This is a genomic window from Salmonella sp. 741265116_PST, assembly GCF_046567715.1.
GTDB lineage: Bacteria > Pseudomonadota > Gammaproteobacteria > Enterobacterales > Enterobacteriaceae > Salmonella > Salmonella enterica.
In genome coordinates, this window is record NZ_JBKFPH010000005.1 from 40,548 (window position 1) to 57,701 (window position 17,154).

At 51.4% G+C, this 17,154-nt stretch carries 15 protein-coding genes; 5 read left to right on the top strand and 10 right to left on the bottom strand.

Annotated elements, in window-relative coordinates; genetic code table 11:
• Positions 1–5: 5 nt before the first annotated feature.
• Positions 6–1,154: a glutamine-hydrolyzing carbamoyl-phosphate synthase small subunit gene (carA, locus tag ACLD11_RS05275; protein ID WP_411014635.1), complete on the bottom strand. Its 1,149-nt coding sequence runs from the start codon at positions 1,152–1,154 to the stop codon at positions 6–8.
• A gap of 874 nt (positions 1,155–2,028) precedes the next feature.
• On the opposite strand from carA, the gene ACLD11_RS05280 reads away from it, so the two are divergent.
• Together ACLD11_RS05280 and ACLD11_RS05285 are read left to right on the top strand one after the other, a co-directional pair.
• The gene (locus tag ACLD11_RS05280) at positions 2,029–2,766 is read left to right on the top strand and encodes a sugar-binding protein (RefSeq protein WP_183059787.1); all 738 of its coding nucleotides are present in this window, start codon (positions 2,029–2,031) and stop codon (positions 2,764–2,766) included.
• A gap of 62 nt (positions 2,767–2,828) precedes the next feature.
• A complete protein-coding gene (locus tag ACLD11_RS05285) occupies positions 2,829–3,554 on the top strand; it encodes a sugar-binding protein (protein ID WP_183059788.1) in 726 nt (241 codons plus the stop codon).
• 243 nt (positions 3,555–3,797) lie between these two features.
• On the opposite strand, the gene dapB is transcribed toward ACLD11_RS05285, so the two are convergent.
• From dapB to ACLD11_RS05325, 8 genes are all read right to left on the bottom strand, one after another.
• On the bottom strand, positions 3,798–4,619 hold the full coding sequence (dapB, locus tag ACLD11_RS05290) for a 4-hydroxy-tetrahydrodipicolinate reductase (RefSeq protein WP_183059789.1): 822 nt from the start codon (positions 4,617–4,619) through the stop codon (positions 3,798–3,800).
• Positions 4,620–4,791: 172 nt separating this feature from the next.
• Complete coding sequence (gene rihC / locus ACLD11_RS05295) at positions 4,792–5,706, bottom strand: ribonucleoside hydrolase RihC (RefSeq protein WP_183059790.1); 915 nt, start codon at positions 5,704–5,706, stop codon at positions 4,792–4,794.
• A 65-nt stretch (positions 5,707–5,771) separates the two neighbouring features.
• Complete coding sequence (gene ispH, locus ACLD11_RS05300) at positions 5,772–6,722, bottom strand: 4-hydroxy-3-methylbut-2-enyl diphosphate reductase (protein ID WP_001166422.1); 951 nt, start codon at positions 6,720–6,722, stop codon at positions 5,772–5,774.
• Positions 6,723–6,724: 2 nt separating this feature from the next.
• Complete coding sequence (fkpB, locus tag ACLD11_RS05305; protein ID WP_000047269.1) at positions 6,725–7,174, bottom strand: FKBP-type peptidyl-prolyl cis-trans isomerase; 450 nt, start codon at positions 7,172–7,174, stop codon at positions 6,725–6,727.
• A gap of 154 nt (positions 7,175–7,328) precedes the next feature.
• Positions 7,329–7,829, bottom strand: coding sequence for a signal peptidase II (gene lspA / locus ACLD11_RS05310; protein ID WP_000042739.1), 501 nt, complete (start codon positions 7,827–7,829; stop codon positions 7,329–7,331).
• Positions 7,829–10,663: an isoleucine--tRNA ligase gene (gene ileS, locus ACLD11_RS05315; protein WP_411011600.1), complete on the bottom strand. Its 2,835-nt coding sequence runs from the start codon at positions 10,661–10,663 to the stop codon at positions 7,829–7,831. Before ileS ends, lspA begins: the two co-directional genes overlap by 1 nt.
• Positions 10,664–10,707: 44 nt before the next feature.
• A complete protein-coding gene (gene ribF / locus ACLD11_RS05320; protein WP_000767311.1) occupies positions 10,708–11,646 on the bottom strand; it encodes a bifunctional riboflavin kinase/FAD synthetase in 939 nt (312 codons plus the stop codon).
• A 7-nt stretch (positions 11,647–11,653) separates the two neighbouring features.
• On the bottom strand, positions 11,654–11,869 hold the full coding sequence (locus ACLD11_RS05325) for a YaaY family protein (RefSeq protein WP_023208945.1): 216 nt from the start codon (positions 11,867–11,869) through the stop codon (positions 11,654–11,656).
• A gap of 105 nt (positions 11,870–11,974) precedes the next feature.
• On the opposite strand from ACLD11_RS05325, the gene rpsT reads away from it, so the two are divergent.
• The 3 genes from rpsT to ACLD11_RS05340 all read left to right on the top strand — a co-directional run bounded on the left by rpsT (position 11,975) and on the right by ACLD11_RS05340 (position 16,145).
• Complete coding sequence (gene rpsT, locus ACLD11_RS05330; RefSeq protein ID WP_001518655.1) at positions 11,975–12,238, top strand: 30S ribosomal protein S20; 264 nt, start codon at positions 11,975–11,977, stop codon at positions 12,236–12,238.
• Between the two features lie 455 nt (positions 12,239–12,693).
• On the top strand, positions 12,694–14,064 hold the full coding sequence (locus ACLD11_RS05335; protein WP_411011601.1) for an MFS transporter: 1,371 nt from the start codon (positions 12,694–12,696) through the stop codon (positions 14,062–14,064).
• Positions 14,065–14,105: 41 nt separating this feature from the next.
• The gene (locus ACLD11_RS05340; protein WP_411014636.1) at positions 14,106–16,145 is read left to right on the top strand and encodes a TIM-barrel domain-containing protein; all 2,040 of its coding nucleotides are present in this window, start codon (positions 14,106–14,108) and stop codon (positions 16,143–16,145) included.
• Between the two features lie 54 nt (positions 16,146–16,199).
• Here ACLD11_RS05340 and nhaR read toward each other — a convergent pair whose 3' ends face one another.
• Positions 16,200–17,099, bottom strand: a complete 900-nt coding sequence (gene nhaR / locus ACLD11_RS05345) for a transcriptional activator NhaR (protein WP_000062872.1) — start codon at positions 17,097–17,099, stop codon at positions 16,200–16,202.
• Positions 17,100–17,154: the final 55 nt, after the last annotated feature.

Genomic DNA, 17,154 nt, shown 5'->3' on the forward strand with positions numbered 1-17,154 from the left:
CCTGATTATTTGGCTAAAGAACGGTAGTGCTTGATCAACTCAATAAAGTGGTCGAACAGCGGCGCAGCATCGTGCGGGCCGGGGCTGGCTTCCGGGTGGCCCTGGAAGCTGAACGCCGGTTTGTCGGTACGATGAATACCCTGCAGGGTGCCGTCGAACAGCGACTTGTGGGTCACGCGCAGGTTGGCTGGCAGCGAGTCTTCATCCACCGCAAAGCCGTGGTTCTGCGCGGTGATCATCACCACGTTTCGGTCCATATCTTTTACCGGATGGTTGCCGCCGTGATGGCCGAACTTCATCTTGATGGTCTTCGCACCGCTCGCCAGCGCCAGCAACTGATGGCCGAGGCAGATGCCAAATAGCGGAATGTCGGTCTGGAGGAATTTCTCAATCGCCTCGATAGCGTAGTCGCACGGCGCCGGGTCGCCAGGGCCGTTCGACAGGAAGATACCGTCCGGGTTCATTTTCAGCACCTCTTCAGCAGAGGTCTGCGCTGGCACCACCGTCAGGCGGCAGCCGCGATCCACCAGCATACGTAGAATGTTGCGCTTGGCGCCAAAATCGTAGGCCACCACGTGGAACGGCAGGTCATCCTCAGATTTCGCTTCCGGTAAACCGTCTTTCAGCGTCCAGCTACCCTGCGTCCAGCGGTAGGATTCAGCGGTGGTCACTTCTTTTGCCAGGTCCATCCCATTCAGGCCAGGGAACGCTTTGGCCTTTTCTAAGGCCAACGTAGCATCCAGATTATCGCCTGCAATGATGCAGCCGTTCTGAGCGCCCTTCTCGCGCAGCAGTCGGGTCAGCTTGCGGGTATCGATATCGGCAATCGCCACAATGTTATGGCGTTTCAGGTAAGAAGAGAGGTCTTCTGTGTTACGGAAGTTGCTGGCAATCAACGGCAGATCGCGAATCACTAAACCTTGCGCATGAACCTGAGAAGATTCTTCATCGGCTTCATTGGTGCCGACATTACCAATATGGGGATAAGTAAGAGTGACGATTTGGCGGGAATAGGAAGGATCAGTGAGGATTTCTTGATAACCGGTCATTGAAGTATTGAAAACGACTTCCCCAACCGCCGAACCTGTTGCCCCTATGGCCCGACCGTGAAACTGGGTTCCGTCTTCCAGAACCAATAGCGCTGACTTAATCAAAACACCCTCCAGAGAATATTCACTCACTTTATTTGCATATTAATTCATTCAGTCAGTGTGAAGCAATGCAAATTTGCTTACCCGTGGATTTCTGGCAAACGGCGGCATTCTGAAGTTAAGCCGGATAAAAGTCAACTTAAAGAGGGTATTTTTTATGTTATTTTGCACATTATAAAGAAGTTATTCTGTTTAAGAGGCAAAAAGATCAACTAAGTGACGATAGAAAACGCTTGCGCTTCCTTGAGTTCGCAAAAAACTAGCTAGCATGATAAAAAGTGGACCAAATGGTCAAATTTCACATTAAAACAACAAAAAACAACGATAAAAATCAATTTAATGACGTTTAAAATCAATAAATCAAGAGAAATACAAAATTAAGCAACTTAACATAAAAAATAATTTAAAAATCAATCAATTAGTCAATGTCATAAAAGAATAAAACCATCATAAAATAATAATAAAAAAACAATTTAATATAATATATTAAGGCTTAGAGCCTATCCCACCAGGCGTTATTGGCGCAGCCAGTTTGGACACGGACAGCGCGCTAAAACCGGAGCTTACACGTAGTACGTGAGGATTTTGAGCACTGCCCAGGACCAAAATGGCAAGTAAAATAGCCCTAATGGGATAGGCTCTTAAAATCATAAAATAAAGATCTAACCTCTTTTTATTTAAGAGAAGCGCATACGATTGGATCACAACCAGCCTCACTACAGCATAAAAAACATAACCTATTGAAATAAAAAAGATAAAACAACACCACCTTAAAAATGAACGTGATCTACCTCACAAAATATTACCTCCCGGCAGGCCATCATAGCTTTCGTTCGCTTTAACACATTCTTTTAATTCAATGGCTTAAGGAAAAAACATGTCTACTGAAAGCAATATTATTATCGATGGCGGTTTTGAAGAAGGGTTTGATGGCTGGGTACTCTCATCGCAGTCATCCATATTTGTCGAAGATGGCGCGACAGTAAACAACCACTTTTGTCGAATCGAACCCACCAATACCATTACGCAGTACTTTACCATTGAGCCCGAAACTACCTATCGGCTGACTCTCGCCGTCAGAGGCGAGGCGAAGGGGAACGTCACTATTTTCCAGACTTATCCTGCCCATACCTCTTTTATCTCTGACATTAATACTAACTTAAATGCGGAATGGCACAGGGAAGAGTATGCCTTCACAACCAGCGCTGATACTGGTCGTACAGCGTTCAGGATTTCCGTTCCGTGGAACAGCACTAACACCCCAATGGATATCGATATTATCAGCCTGATCGAGGTGCCTTTTGAATACAGTAAGCCGCTGTGGGTGAATATGACTAACGTCAGTTCCAACAGTAACTTTTTCCAGTTGAACGTCATGACCCGTACCGATGCGCCTGAAGGGCAAATTAACCGCATTTATCGTAATGGCAATTACGTCACGCAGATGGATGCCGTTGGTCCGGATGACTTTAACCAAACCGGCGGCTATTCCAGCTTTGCTGCTGGCGATGTATTCCAGTTCCGCGCTTATAACAGTCTTACCGGGAAAGAGTATTTACTCTGTGAAACCACCTATGAACAGCTTACTGCAAGCGGCGTGTTCAATATTGAATAACCCTCCACGCTTATTCATTTATCAGTAAACATTTTATTAATTCTATTTAAACGAGATATATCATGGCTGAGATTAACAATATTATTATTGATGGTTCCTTTGAGGATGGTTTAACAGAACAGTGGCAAATTGGCTCACTGGTTGAAGTAGAAGAAAATGACAGCAACCATTTTTGCCGTATCGATAGCGCTAACGCCTTAAGCCAGACGGTAACGCTAGAGACATTCATGACTTACGCGATATCTTTTTCAATCACGGGAAACCTGGTTGGAAAAATTATCGTGCAGACCACAGACAGAACCACGACGTTTTTTGAACATGATATCAATATGACCACGCAAGATGACTGGCATACGGAATCGCTGGAGTATTCGACACAGGCGGTAGCAGGCGAAGCCGTTGTCAGCTTTATCGCGCCGGGTGAGATTGGCGCAGGAAGTCTGTTTATCGATAATATTAACATGGTGGCGGTGCCCTTCGTATTTACTCGCCCGCTGTGGGTCAATATGGATCGGGCATCCAGTAATTATGTCTACTATCAATATGGCATAATGACCACTGCGGATGCCGCGACACAAACCTATCGTTTATATAAAAACGAGGGTTTTCTCGCAGAATACAGCATCGGAGCGGATGATTTTGTACAAAGCACCACAATGAATACCGTTGCTGCCACGGATGTATTTAAACTGACTATTCTTAACGCAAAAACAACGGCAGAACATGTCGTGAGCGAAGAAACTGTCGAAACATTAATGACGAAAGGCGTTATTTATCTGACCGAATAACCGGGAGGCAAAAAAACAAAAGGGCAATAATATATTGCCCTTTGTAATCAATTAATCTTGATTACCACAACCACATCACGAAGGGTATTTAGAGCCTATCCCACCAGGCGTTATTGGCGCAGCCAGTTTGGACACGGACAGCGCGCAAAAACCGGAGCGTACACGTAGTACGTGAGGATTTTGAGCACTGCCCAGGTCCAAAATGGCAAGTAAAATAGCCCTAATGGGATAGGCTCTTAGTCGTTATAATACATCCAGCCCCAGCACATCACGCATGTCAAATAGCCCATTTTTCTTCGTTTTTAGCCATAATGCCGATCGCAACGCGCCATTTGCAAACGTCATGCGGCTGGAAGCTTTATGCGTAATCTCTACGCGCTCGCCAATATCGGCAAACATCGCGGTATGCTCGCCGACGATGTCGCCCGCCCGAACGGTTGCAAAGCCAATCGTTCCCGGTACGCGCTCGCCGGTATGCCCTTCCCGACTGAAAACCGCACAGTCTTGCAGATCCTTATTCAGCGCATGGGCAATCGTCTCTCCCATCGCCAGCGCGGTTCCTGACGGCGCATCGACTTTATGACGATGATGCGCTTCGATAATCTCAATATCGCTATAGTCGCCCATCACTTTCGCCGCTTTTTCTAGCAGTTTAAGCATCACATTGACGCCCACGCTGAAATTAGCCGCAAAAACAATGGCGATCTCCTGCGCGGCGTCGCGAATAGCCTGTTTACCGGCCTCATCAAATCCGGTGGTGCCGATAACCATCGCTTTACCATGTTTACGGCAGAATGCCAGATGCGCCAGTGTGCCTTCAGGACGGGTAAAATCGACCAGAACATCGAAATCATCTTTGACCGACGCCAGATCGCTTTGAATGATGACGCCCGTTTTCCCCACGCCTGCCAGCTCGCCCGCATCGCTACCCAGCAATGAAGACCCTTCACGTTCCAGCGCGGCGCCTGGCTGAATACCCTCCATGTGCAACGCGGCCTGAATTAACTGACGGCCCATGCGTCCTCCCGCGCCGACAATCGCGACGCGGATCTGTGCTTCATGCATAGTTATTCTCTTACGTTAAAATGATGTAAACCGTTTTCAGAGTAACCAGCCTCTGACGAGGCCGCCATCTAAAATCGCCGATAATTAGAAATTAATGATAAACAGGGAGCGATATCAGTAAAAGACATGACGTTACGGAATACGTAACGTCATCGGGGTAGAAGCGCAGGGATCATTGCGCCAATGCCAGCGTGTCTGCAGTCCACTGTTGAAATCCGGCAACATCAATGCCCAGCGCTACCTGAACGTTTGCCGGTCTTCCCAGCCGCCCCTCAATATCAACGACCGTCGTGCCTGCGGTATATTCCCCCTGCGTTTCCACCGCCACAAAGCAGGGTTTAAGGGTAAATAATTCCGGGCGCGCCAGCCAGGCGATCGCGCAGAGATCGTGCATCCGGACGCCAGTGCGCATACTACCGCTGCGATAATGGTTGAACAGGCCGTGCAACATCTTACCGGTACGATTCAGCGCGGGCAGTTTATTCAGAAAATCTGGCGAGAGCATTGCCTGATTCGTGACATCCAGCCCACACATCACAATCTCAATGCCGCTACGAAATACGTGGGCGGCGGCTTCCGGGTCGACAGCAATGTTAAATTCAGCATTAGGCGTAAAATTGCCGCGCCCTGCGGAACCGCCCATAATCACCAGCCGATGAATGTTGAAGCGGCATTCCGGATAGTGCATCAGTAGCAACGCAATATTGGTCAATGGCCCAATCGCCACTAATGTCATGGGCTCCGGGGCGTTCATCAGCACATCCCGGATAGCGATAAACGCAGGCTTCGCCAACGGTTGGCGCTGATGGTCGACAAAATCATAGCCTTCCATGCCGGATTCGCCGTGGACGTATGCCGCATCGCGTAACGGACGCAGCAGCGGCGTCGCGGCCCCCTGGGCAAGTGGGATATCGCTGTTCCAGAAATGCAGAAGCTGCAACGCATTACGGGTCGTTTTTTCAACGGAAACATTGCCTGCGACAGTGGTTATCAGTTGCAGATCAAGCTGGGGGGCGAACAGCGCAGCGGCAATCGCAGCCGCGTCATCAATGCCCGGATCGGTATCAAGTAGGATTGGCAAACGCATATCTGCTCCATAAAAAATGCCAGACAGAGTATCTGGCATCTTCGCATAACCGGAGCGTGAAAAATTTACTCTACTTCACGAACATCCACACGCAGCTCTTTCGGCACTTCGAAAACAATATTTTCTTCGCGCCCCTCAAGCGTGACAGCTTCGCCGCCGCCAAACTCGCGCAGACGCGCAATAACATTCTGCACCAGAATATCCGGCGCGGAAGCGCCAGCGGTGACGCCGACGCAGGCGGCTTCTTTCACCCATGCCTCCTGGATATCCGCCGCATCGTCGATAAGAAACGCGGTTCTTCCCATCCGTTGGGCCAGTTCCGCCAGCCGGTTAGAGTTAGAAGAGTTTTTCGAGCCGACCACCAGCACCACGTCAGCCTGCTCCGCCAGCGCCCGCACCGCTTCCTGACGATTAGTAGTGGCATAGCAAATATCGTCTTTGCGCGGGCCGACGATTTTCGGAAAGCGTTTACGCAGCGCATCAATCACATCGGACGTATCGTCCACGGAAAGCGTGGTTTGCGTCATGAAGGAGAGCTTGCCTTCATTTTTGACATTCAGCGTCCAGACGTCCTCTGGCGACTCAACCAGGTACATCCCCCCTTCCGGGTTGCTGTACTGGCCCATGGTACCCTCCACTTCCGGGTGCCCGGCGTGGCCGATGAGAATGGATTCTTCACCGCGACGGCTGGCGCGCGCCACTTCCATATGGACTTTCGTCACCAGCGGGCAGGTGGCGTCAAAAACGGTAAGATCGCGGCTTTTCGCCTCGTTACGCACCGCCTGGGAAACCCCGTGAGCGGAGAAGATCAGAATGGCGCCATCCGGCACTTCGCTAATTTGCTCTATGAAGATCGCCCCGCGCTTGCGCAGGCTGTCCACTACATAGCGGTTATGCACGACTTCGTGCCGAACGTAAATTGGCGCGCCGTAAATGGCGAGCGCATTTTCAACAATGCTGATAGCGCGGTCTACCCCGGCGCAAAAACCGCGTGGGTTGGCCAACAGGATCTGCATGTTTATGCCTCCAGCGCCGGATCGATTTCCAGCACTTCAATATCAAAGTGAACGGTATGCCCGGCCAGCGGATGGTTAAAATCAACGGTAATCGAGTCGCCGTTGATTTCGCGAATCACGCCAGGCATTTCGCTGCCATCCATTGCGGTAAAAAGCATAATCGCCCCGACTTCCGGTTCGCCCGCCGCCATAAACTCACGGCGCGAGAAATACTGGATCAAGTCCGGACTGGGGACGCCAAACGCGGCGTCAGGCTCCAGCGAAAACGCTTTCTTTTCCCCTTCTTTCAACCCCAGAAGCTGCTGCTCCAGACCTTCGGAAAGCGAGGTATCGCCAAGACGGAACAGGGCTGGCTTGCCGTTATTGCGGGTAGATTCCGCCGTTGAGCCATCATCCAGTTTCAGGGTGAAGTGAACGAGGATCGCGCTGTTGCTCTGTACGGATTTAGACATGCAAATTGCTCACGTGTTTTGCCCGGAGGCACAAAGAACGATAAAACCGTAGGCCGGATAAGGCGTTTTCACCGCCATCCGGCACCACGTTTGCCTGATGGCGCGGCGCTTATCAGGCCTACAAAACCGGATAAACGCCACCCGGTATTTACGCTTATGCCTGTTCTTTCGCTGTCGGCTTCGGCAAAAAGCCTTCCAGTACTATCAGCGCCGCGCCGATACAGATCGCGCTATCGGCAAGGTTGAACGTCGCGAAATGCCAGTTGCCGACGTAAAAATCGATCATATCGACAACAAAGCCGTGCCACAGGCGGTCGAACAGGTTACCCAGCGCGCCGCCGATGATTAACGCATAAGCGATGTTATTCAGCTTCTGCGTCGCTTTCGAGCGATACATCATCACTAAAAGAATTACGCAGATCCCTATCGCAATCCCGGCAAAGAACCAGCGCTGCCAGCCGCCGCTATCCGCCAGGAAGCTAAAAGCCGCGCCGTAGTTACGCGCATAATGCAGATTAAGCGACGGGAACAGCCCTACCGTATCCCCCAGAGCGAAATTCTGGAGGATCAGGTATTTGCTGCCCAAATCGATAATCAGCACGACTACTACCAGCCATAGCCAGCGTAGTCCTGTTGAACAGAGTGGTTTACTCATCAGGCAAATTTACGTTGTTCGCCATTACCGGCGATGTTGCTGACACAGCGTCCGCAGATATCTGCATGTTCCGCCACCTTGCCGACATCAGTAGTGTAGTGCCAGCAGCGCGGACACTTATCACCCTCGGCACGCGTTACCACTGCCTGAACTGTCGTATTACCAGCATTGTACTGAATATTTTCATCATCAATACCCCCCGCTTGCTCAGAAATCACGAACTGGGAAGTAATGAAGATAAATCTGACCTCTTCACCCAACAGTTTCAGCTTCTTGATCGTACCGTTAGCATCGTCAGCATATTTCAGCGTCACTTTTGCTTCCAGGTTCGATTTGATGCCATTGGCTTTCTGATTTTCCAGCTCTTTGTTGACCTGGTCCTTGATATAGCGGACATCGTCCCAGAATGCGTCATTAAATTCTTCATTCTCTTCCAGGCCAAACAACCCGTCGTACCATTCGCCGGTGAAGACATATTTTTCACGCTCGCCCGGTAGGTAGCCCCAGATTTCATCAGCCGTGAAGGACATGATCGGCGCCATCCAGCGAACCAGCGCCTCTGCGATATGATACAGCGCAGTCTGGCAGCTACGACGCGCGACGCTATCGGCCTTCGCGGTGTACTGGCGGTCTTTGATGATGTCGAGGTAGAACGAGCCCATTTCAACGGAGCAGAAGCGCATCAGGCGCTGTACCACTTCATGGAAGTCGTAAGCTTCGTATGCCTTCAGAATCTCTTGCTGCGCCGTTTTCGCGCAGCCCACCGCCCACCTGTCCAGCACCACCATCTCTTCCGGTTTGACCATATCGGTGGCCGGATTGAAGCCATTGAGGTTCGCCAGCAGGAAGCGCGCGGTATTACGGATACGACGATAGCTGTCGGCAGCACGTTTGAGGATCTCGTCAGAGACCGCCATTTCGCCGGTATAGTCAGTAGACGCCACCCACAGACGCAGGATATCCGCGCCCAGTTTATTCATCACATCCTGCGGCGACACGGTGTTACCGATGGACTTGGACATCTTGCGCCCCTGACCATCGACGGTGAAGCCGTGAGTCAGTACCTGGCGGTATGGCGCTTTGCCTTTCATCGCCACGCTAATCATCAGGGAGGACATAAACCAGCCGCGATGCTGGTCAGACCCTTCCAGATACATATCGGCAGCGTGACCGGCGAATTCCGGACGTGCGTCAACCACGGAGTAACTGGTGGAACCGGAATCAAACCAAACGTCCAACGTATCCGGAACTTTCTCGTATTGATCAGCATCTTCGCCGAGGATCTCTTTCGGGTCGAGATCCCACCACGCCTGGATACCGTCAACTTCGACGCGTTTCGCCACCTCTTCCATCGCCGCCAGAGTGCGCTCAATCGGCAGCAGCTCCTGCGTTTCTTTATGCACGAACAGCGACATCGGTACGCCCCAGGTACGCTGACGTGAGATACACCAGTCAGGACGGTTAGCGACCATTGATTCAATACGCGCCTGACCCCAGTCCGGGATCCACTGAACGCCTTTGATCTCTTTCAGGGACTGTTGACGAAGCCCTTCTTTATCCATGCTGACGAACCACTGCGGGGTCGCGCGGAAAATGATCGGCGTTTTGTGACGCCAACAGCACGGATAGCTGTGCTGCATTTTTTCGACATGCAGTAGCGCGCCTTTTTCTTTCAGCAGTTCAATAACGATATCGTTCGCCTTGAAGACGTTAACACCGTCAAGCGTTGGATATGTGCCTGGCAGGTAAGCGCCGTCCGGCCCAACCGGGTTAGCCGTTTCCAGGCCATACTTTTGGCCGATCACGTAGTCATCCGGGCCGTGGCCAGGGGCGGTATGTACCGCGCCGGTACCGGCGTCCAGGGTGACGTGATCGCCGAGGATCACCGGCACGTCAAAGCCCATAAACGGATGGGTAAAGCGCAGCAGTTCCAGCTCCGCGCCTTTAACGGTGCCGAGAATGGTGTATTCAGCCGCGCCAATACGCTGCATGACGCTTTCAACCAGATCTTTCGCCAGAATCACCGCCTGGCCGTCAATCTGCACCAGCGCATAATCAAAGTCCGGCGCCAGGGAGATGGCGCGGTTAGCCGGCAGAGTCCACGGCGTGGTGGTCCAGATAACCAGCGACACAGGGCCGCTCACGCCCGGCAAACCAAACTTCGCTTTCACCGCATCCTGATCGACGGCGCGGAACGCCACGTCGATAGACGGTGACGTTTTGTCGTAATATTCAACTTCCGCTTCCGCCAGCGCGGAACGGCAGTCAACGCACCAGTGCACCGGCTTAGCGCCTTTGTGCAGATGACCGTTTTTGATAATTCTGCCCAGCGCGCGGATGATGTTGGCTTCGGTTTTGAAGTCCATGGTCAGGTACGGATGCGACCAGTCGCCCAACACGCCCAGACGAATGAAGTCTTTACGCTGGCCGTCAACCTGCGTAGCGGCATATTCGCGGCACTTGGCGCGGAATTCAGCGGCAGTGAATTTCTCGCCCGGCTTACCGAACTCCTGCTCGACTTTCAGCTCGATAGGCAAACCGTGACAGTCCCAGCCCGGCACATAAGGCGAGTCAAATCCCGACAGTCCTTTGGACTTCACGATAATGTCTTTCAGAATCTTGTTAACTGAGTGACCAATATGAATGCTGCCATTCGCATATGGAGGGCCATCATGCAGAATGAAGGTTTTTTTGCCTTTTTTGGCCGCACGAATGATGCCGTACAGATCATCATCGGTCCAACGCGCCAGCATTCCCGGTTCACGCTTGGCGAGGTCGCCGCGCATCGGGAACCCTGTTTCCGGCAAATTCAGGGTCGATTTATAGTCACTCATCAGATTCTCGGTTCCGTATTTCGGTTTGATAAACACCGTCAGGGTTACACCTGCCCGGCTAGCCCAAAAAACTTGCGGGCCGTTAACTCATCGCGTGCGATTTGCGCTTTTAGCTCATCAAGCGACGCAAATCGCTGCTCATTACGTATCTTTTTACGCAGTATTACATCTATATGGCGACCGTAGAGGTCCATTACAACGTCCAGCAGATGCACTTCCAGTTGTTGACGCACGCCAGCCACCGTTGGACGAGTGCCAATGTTCGCTACGCCGGGTAACGGCTTATCGCCAAGCCCGGTGACTTCCACCGCATAGACCCCTTTTACCGGGGAGACCTGACGGCGCAGCGGTAAGTTCGCCGTCGGGAAGCCAATGGTACGTCCCAGCTCGTCGCCATGAACGACACGCCCGGAAATAGTAAAGGGATGTCCCAGCAGGCTTTCGGCAAGCGCCAGGTTATCTTCCGCCAGCGCCTGTCTCACTGCGGTACTACTGATACGCACGCCGCCTTCACAAAAGGTTTGGGTGCTGGAAACCGCAAAACCATACTCCGCCCCCGCCTTCTGTAATAACAAGAAATCGCCCGCGCGGCTAGCACCAAAGCGGAAATCATCGCCGACGGCAAGAAATTGCACGCCAAGTCGCTCCACCAGCAGTTCGCTGATAAACGTTTGCGCCGTCAAAGCGGCAAAGCGGCGATCGAATTTCACGCACAGCACATAGTCCACGCCGCACTGCGCAAGGTAATGCAGTTTTTCACGCAGGCGCGTCAGGCGAGCGGGCGCTTTATCCGTCGCGAACAGCTCCAGCGGCTGCGGTTCGAAAATCATGACCACCACCGGCAGACCGCGTCTGCGTCCTTCTTCCTGCAAACCCTGCAGTAGAGCGCGATGCCCCCGATGTACGCCGTCGAAATTACCAATGGTCAGCACACACCCATGCGGGGCCTGACTGAGATTATGTATGCCGCGTATCAGCTTCATGTCTGACTCAAAACAGTGAAAATCGCAAGAGTATACCTTGTACAGCGGTCAAGGTTAACCGACGATTGCCCTGAGGAAACATAAAGAAGATGCTTTTCATCGCCATGCGGCAAACTCCGCCCCAAAACCCGCCGCTTAATGCAATTTTTCTCATGGAAAGGCTGTATTCACAGCACGCAAGCTGGTAGAATCCTGCGCCATCACTACGCAACGAGTGCTGCAATTTAAACGGCGCTTATTTGCACAAATCCATTGACAAAAGAAGGCTAAAAGGGCATATTCCTCGGCCTTTGAATTGTCCATATAGAACACATTTGGGAGTTGGACCTTGGCTAATATCAAATCAGCTAAGAAGCGCGCCGTTCAGTCTGAAAAGGCTCGTAAGCACAACGCAAGCCGTCGCTCTATGATGCGTACTTTCATCAAGAAAGTATACGCAGCTATCGAAGCTGGCGACAAAGCTGCTGCACTGAAAGCATTTAACGAAATGCAACCGATCGTGGACCGTCAGGCTGCTAAAGGTCTGATCCACAAAAACAAAGCTGCACGTCATAAAGCTAACCTGACTGCACAGATCAACAAACTGGCTTAATCGCCTGCTTGTTATCAGCTTTGTAAAAAAACCCGCGTAAAGCGGGTTTTTTTATGCCTGCTATCTGCCGTTTTGCTCGTCAACCGCTGGCGCTTACCTCACTCGTTCACGCTCTTCCTGACCAGCCTATTTTTTCAGCTACCCCTCCCTTAGTCACGTAATACTTGAAAGTTATTTTCTTTCACTGTTTTCCTTTTTTTATTTCATTATTAAAAAAACTGTGACCACCTTAGCAAATAGAAACATCACTCATTCAAAAACTAATAAACGCAATCCTGATGTAAGATTTGATAATTGATTGATGCCGTCGGGTTAACTACTTTTCATGTACACCTTACTCACTCATTTTAATCTGAGGTTAAATTTAGAAACGACATAAAAATAATATTTAAAACTTGCTTAGAAAGTAGAGGTTGTTTTTCTGGGCGTATCGTACCAATATCGGAGTTATCATTATGAGTTCTGTCATTGAGGATACCCAGCCTTCCGGGTCAGCATCATTGTCTTTACTACAGCGTATTAGCTACGGCTCTTTGGATGTGGCGGGTAATCTGCTGTACTGCTTCGGTTCAACGTACATTTTATATTTCTACACAGACGTTGCGGGTATTAGCCTTGCCGTAGCAGGCGTTATCCTGCTGTTGGCGCGTATTGTCGATGGCATAGACGCCCCCATCTGGGGGATCATCATCGATAAAACGCGTTCACGCTACGGTAAATGTCGCCCCTGGTTTTTATGGTTACCGCTGCCTTTTGCGGTATTCAGCGCTCTGTCATTTTGGTCTCCTGATATCAGTATGACAGGAAAAGCCATCTATGCAGCAATATCTTATATGATTGCCAGTATTCTATTTACCGGACTTAATACACCACTCAGTGCAATATTACCCCTGATGACCTTATCTCCCAAGGAAAGACTGGTTTTAAATTCCTGGCGAATGACCGGTGGGCAAATTGGGGTTTTATTAATGAACGCGACCGCCTTGCCGTTAGTCGCTTTTTTAGGTAACGGTGATGATCACGCTGGTTTTATTTATACGGCAATTACGTTTGCCATTATATCTTGCGCGCTAACGCTCTTTGCGTTTAAAAACATTCGTGAAATGGATGCGGATAAAATACAGCATGAACCTAAGTTGCCGATGAAAAAAAGTTTCGCGGCGATGAAAGGTAACTGGCCGTGGATCCTGATGGTGTTGGCTAATCTGATCTTCTGGATTGCCCTACAGCAGCGCTCCACGACCATTGTCTATTATCTGACCTACAATCTCGACCGTAAGGATCTGGTACCGCTGATTAACAGCCTGGCGACAATTCAGATCCTGTTTATCATCGCTATCCCCTTCTTTAGCAAATACCTGGCTAAAACCTGGATATGGGTAGGCGGTTTGCTGGTCGCCACGTTTGGCGGCGTCATGATGTGGCTGGCAGCGGACAACATTACTTTTCTCATCGCCGCCTGGATACTCGGCAATATCGGCAGCGGTATCGCCTGCTCAATGCCATTTGCCATGCTGGGCTTCGCCGTCGATTTCGGTGCCTGGAAGACCGGTATTAAGGCTACCGGCATTCTTATCGCCTTCGGCAGCACCTTCTGCATCAAGATGGGTAGTGGCCTCGGCACCGCTTTCGCCGCCTGGATCATGAACAGTTTTGGCTATGTTCCCAACCATGCCCAGAGTGCTGCGGGTCTGGAGGGAATTACCTGGGCCTTTATCTGGGCACCCGCCCTACTCTTCGCGCTCGCAGCGATCCCACTACTTTTCTTTCGCAAATACGAAGCGATGGAAGAGAAGATTCGCCACGATCTGGAAACCACTAACTAAAACCATCTTTACCTTCACCCTCGAATATGGGAGGCACCACTATGCCATTTATGCAACAAGACCCGCGTCGTCTGGTCTGGCAGCAAAACGATCGCTATTTATGGATTGAACCCTGGGGCGAGAACAGCCTGCGCGTACGCAGTGGCCGTCATCTGCCGGTAATGAGAAATGAAGACTGGGCATTGACGGAGCCCGCCGCAGAAAGCCAGTGCCACATTGATTATGAGCACCACCAGGCCACGCTGACTAACGGCAAAATTATCGCTATCGTCAATCAAAAAGGACAGGTTACCTTTTACCGCCATCCACACAAACCTCTGTTGCAGGAGTTCTGGCGCTTGCGGGGCGAAATTGGCGAGGATGAATCTTCTCACGGCCAGTACGTCAGCGCACTCAACCTTGAGGGACGCGAGTTCCGCCCTATTCAGGGTGGGAAATATTCACTGAAAGCCCGCTTCGAAGCCACCGAAGGGGAAAAAATTTATGGTATGGGGCAGTATCAACAGGCCAACCTGGATCTCAAAGGATGCGTGCTTGAGCTGGCGCAACGTAACTCCCAGGCCTCAGTACCGTTTATGCTCTCCAGTCTGGGCTACGGATTTTTATGGAACAACCCGGCAGTCGGGCGCGTAACCTTTGCCCACAACGTTACCGAATGGGAAGCACAAGTCAGCGAGCAACTGGACTACTGGATCACGGCTGGCGATACCCCGGCAGAAATTAGCCGGGCTTACGCGCTGGCTACCGGCACACCGCCGATGATGCCGGACTACGCCATGGGCTTCTGGCAGTGCAAACTCCGTTATCGTACTCAGGAAGAGCTGCTGGAGGTCGCCCGCGAATATAAGCGCCGCAATCTGCCTATCTCGGTGATCGTTATCGACTTCTTTCACTGGCCGAATCAGGGTGACTGGATGTTCGATGCGCGCGACTGGCCCGATCCTGATGCCATGATTGCCGAACTGAAATCGCTGGGAATTGAGCTGATGGTCTCCGTCTGGCCGACGGTGGATAACCGTACCGAAAGCTATCGGGAGATGCGCGAAAACGGCTGGCTGGTGCAAACGGAACGTGGCTTGCCGATCAATATGGATTTCCTCGGCAACACCACTTTCTTTGATGCGACTCATCCGGGCGCGCGCGACTACGTCTGGGGCAAAGCCAAACGCAACTATTACGATAAAGGCGTGAAGTTATTCTGGTTAGATGAAGCCGAACCTGAGTTCAGCGTTTACGACTACGACAACTATCGCTACCACGCCGGGCCGGTACTGGAAGTAGGCAATATCTACCCACGTATGTACGCTAAAACCTTTTTTGACGGCATGAAAGCCGATGGCGAAGACCAGGTTATCAACCTGCTACGCTGCGCCTGGGCCGGCAGTCAGAAGTACGGCGCGCTGGTCTGGTCGGGTGATATTCACTCCTCGTTTAGGTCACTACGCAACCAGTTTGCCGCCGGACTCAATATGGGAATCGCGGGGATACCGTGGTGGACGACGGATATCGGCGGTTTTCATGGCGGTAATATTCACGACCCGAAATTCCATGAATTGCTGATTCGCTGGTTCCAGTGGGGCGTCTTTAGCCCGGTGATGCGTCTGCACGGCAACCGCGATCCGCAAATTTTACCCGCACAACCGTACCGGGATGGTATCGCCCAGTGCCCTACAGGTGCGCCGAACGAGGTCTGGAGCTACGGTGAGGAAGTATGCGACGTATTGACAGGTTGCCTGGCGTTGCGAGAAAAACTCAAGCCCTATATCAAAGCGCTGATGAAGGAAACCCATAAGCACAATACGCCAGTGATGCGCCCCCTGTTCTTTGAATTCCCCGAACAGGAAACAAGTTGGGCAATCACCGACCAGTATTGTTTTGGTCCTGACCTGCTGATCGCCCCCGTCATGCATGAAGGTATGCACGAACGTGATGTCTGGCTACCGGAAGGGGAAACATGGACGGATCTTGCGACCGGTGAAAGCTATTCAGGAGGGCAGACGCTGCAGTACGCTACGCCACTGAACAGAATTCCGGTGTTTATCCGCGAAGGTGGGCAGTACCGTAGCCTACTGAATTTGTAGAATGATTCCGGCTGCGGGTTAGTACCGCAGCCGGAAGTATTACGGTAGGTATGTCTACTGTAGCTTAAACAATGCCGAGTAGTCCGCATTGCAAATACGCTGCACCGCCGGATGCTGGATCATTCTCTCGGCAAAAATCGCATGATATTCTTCCATGACATTCTCCACGCGCCCAATCTCTATTACCGACTCATCGGCATAAAAATCCAGCGAATAAAGGCTCGGCGCCACAAAAATCGCATCGTGCGTCGCGCCAAACGCCTTCATTAAGGCCGCGTCATCAAATTCACCGAGGATCTCAACCTGCAACCCCTGCGAATTAAACCAGTTCAACAATTTACGCCCCAGCATCGAGCGCCGTCCCGGCACCAGCAAACGTCGCTCTTCCAGGCAGGCAGGGAACGCTTTTTCAGGAAGCGGATTCGTACACCAGAAACTGACGCTGCATTCGCCGATTTTGACTGAGAATAGCCCCTCCTGCTGCGTGGAATCTATCGGGCAGTCGGAGATAATCATATCCAGCTTGTGCTGGCTGAGCTGTTCGAGCAACATTTCGTGCGTCGACTCAAAGCAACGCAGATGTATGGGTTCATCCACCACCACCGCCGCATCCAGAACGCTGCTGACCAGACGCTTGGATAAAGCATCGGCGACGCCGACGTCAAACAACAGGTTTGATTCTTTGCGGTAATTGACGATATCCAGCATCTCCTGGCTTAGCGTAAACATTTTATCCGCATAGCGAAAAACCAGCTCGCCCAGTTCGCTGGGCTCAAGACCGCGTCCCTTACGTTTAAATAGCTTCCCCTGTAAACGCTCTTCCAGGGCTTTAATTTGACCAGTAATGGTTTGCGGCGTCAGAAAAAGCGCCTCTGCGGCACCCACGACAGAACCTTCTTTATAGACATGCCAGAAGTAATAAAGATGGTTGTAGTTAATATGAGACATGCTCATTCCTCTCCCTGTTCAATGTCGCAAGGGAGCGATACATCGCTCCCCCTTTCCTTCG

What these genes read in the sequence shown, in the direction of transcription:
- ileS (WP_411011600.1), bottom strand. Translation starts at nt 10,663, where the DNA reads ATGAGTGACTATAAATCGACCCTGAATTTGCCGGAAACAGGGTTCCCG.
- ACLD11_RS05340 (WP_411014636.1), top strand. Translation starts at nt 14,106, where the DNA reads ATGCCATTTATGCAACAAGACCCGCGTCGTCTGGTCTGGCAGCAAAAC.
- dapB (WP_183059789.1), bottom strand. Translation starts at nt 4,619, where the DNA reads ATGCATGAAGCACAGATCCGCGTCGCGATTGTCGGCGCGGGAGGACGC.
- fkpB (WP_000047269.1), bottom strand. Translation starts at nt 7,174, where the DNA reads ATGTCTAAATCCGTACAGAGCAACAGCGCGATCCTCGTTCACTTCACC.
- ACLD11_RS05280 (WP_183059787.1), top strand. Translation starts at nt 2,029, where the DNA reads ATGTCTACTGAAAGCAATATTATTATCGATGGCGGTTTTGAAGAAGGG.
- ACLD11_RS05285 (WP_183059788.1), top strand. Translation starts at nt 2,829, where the DNA reads ATGGCTGAGATTAACAATATTATTATTGATGGTTCCTTTGAGGATGGT.
- ispH (WP_001166422.1), bottom strand. Translation starts at nt 6,722, where the DNA reads ATGCAGATCCTGTTGGCCAACCCACGCGGTTTTTGCGCCGGGGTAGAC.
- ribF (WP_000767311.1), bottom strand. Translation starts at nt 11,646, where the DNA reads ATGAAGCTGATACGCGGCATACATAATCTCAGTCAGGCCCCGCATGGG.
- lspA (WP_000042739.1), bottom strand. Translation starts at nt 7,829, where the DNA reads ATGAGTAAACCACTCTGTTCAACAGGACTACGCTGGCTATGGCTGGTA.
- nhaR (WP_000062872.1), bottom strand. Translation starts at nt 17,099, where the DNA reads ATGAGCATGTCTCATATTAACTACAACCATCTTTATTACTTCTGGCAT.
- rihC (WP_183059790.1), bottom strand. Translation starts at nt 5,706, where the DNA reads ATGCGTTTGCCAATCCTACTTGATACCGATCCGGGCATTGATGACGCG.
- ACLD11_RS05335 (WP_411011601.1), top strand. Translation starts at nt 12,694, where the DNA reads ATGAGTTCTGTCATTGAGGATACCCAGCCTTCCGGGTCAGCATCATTG.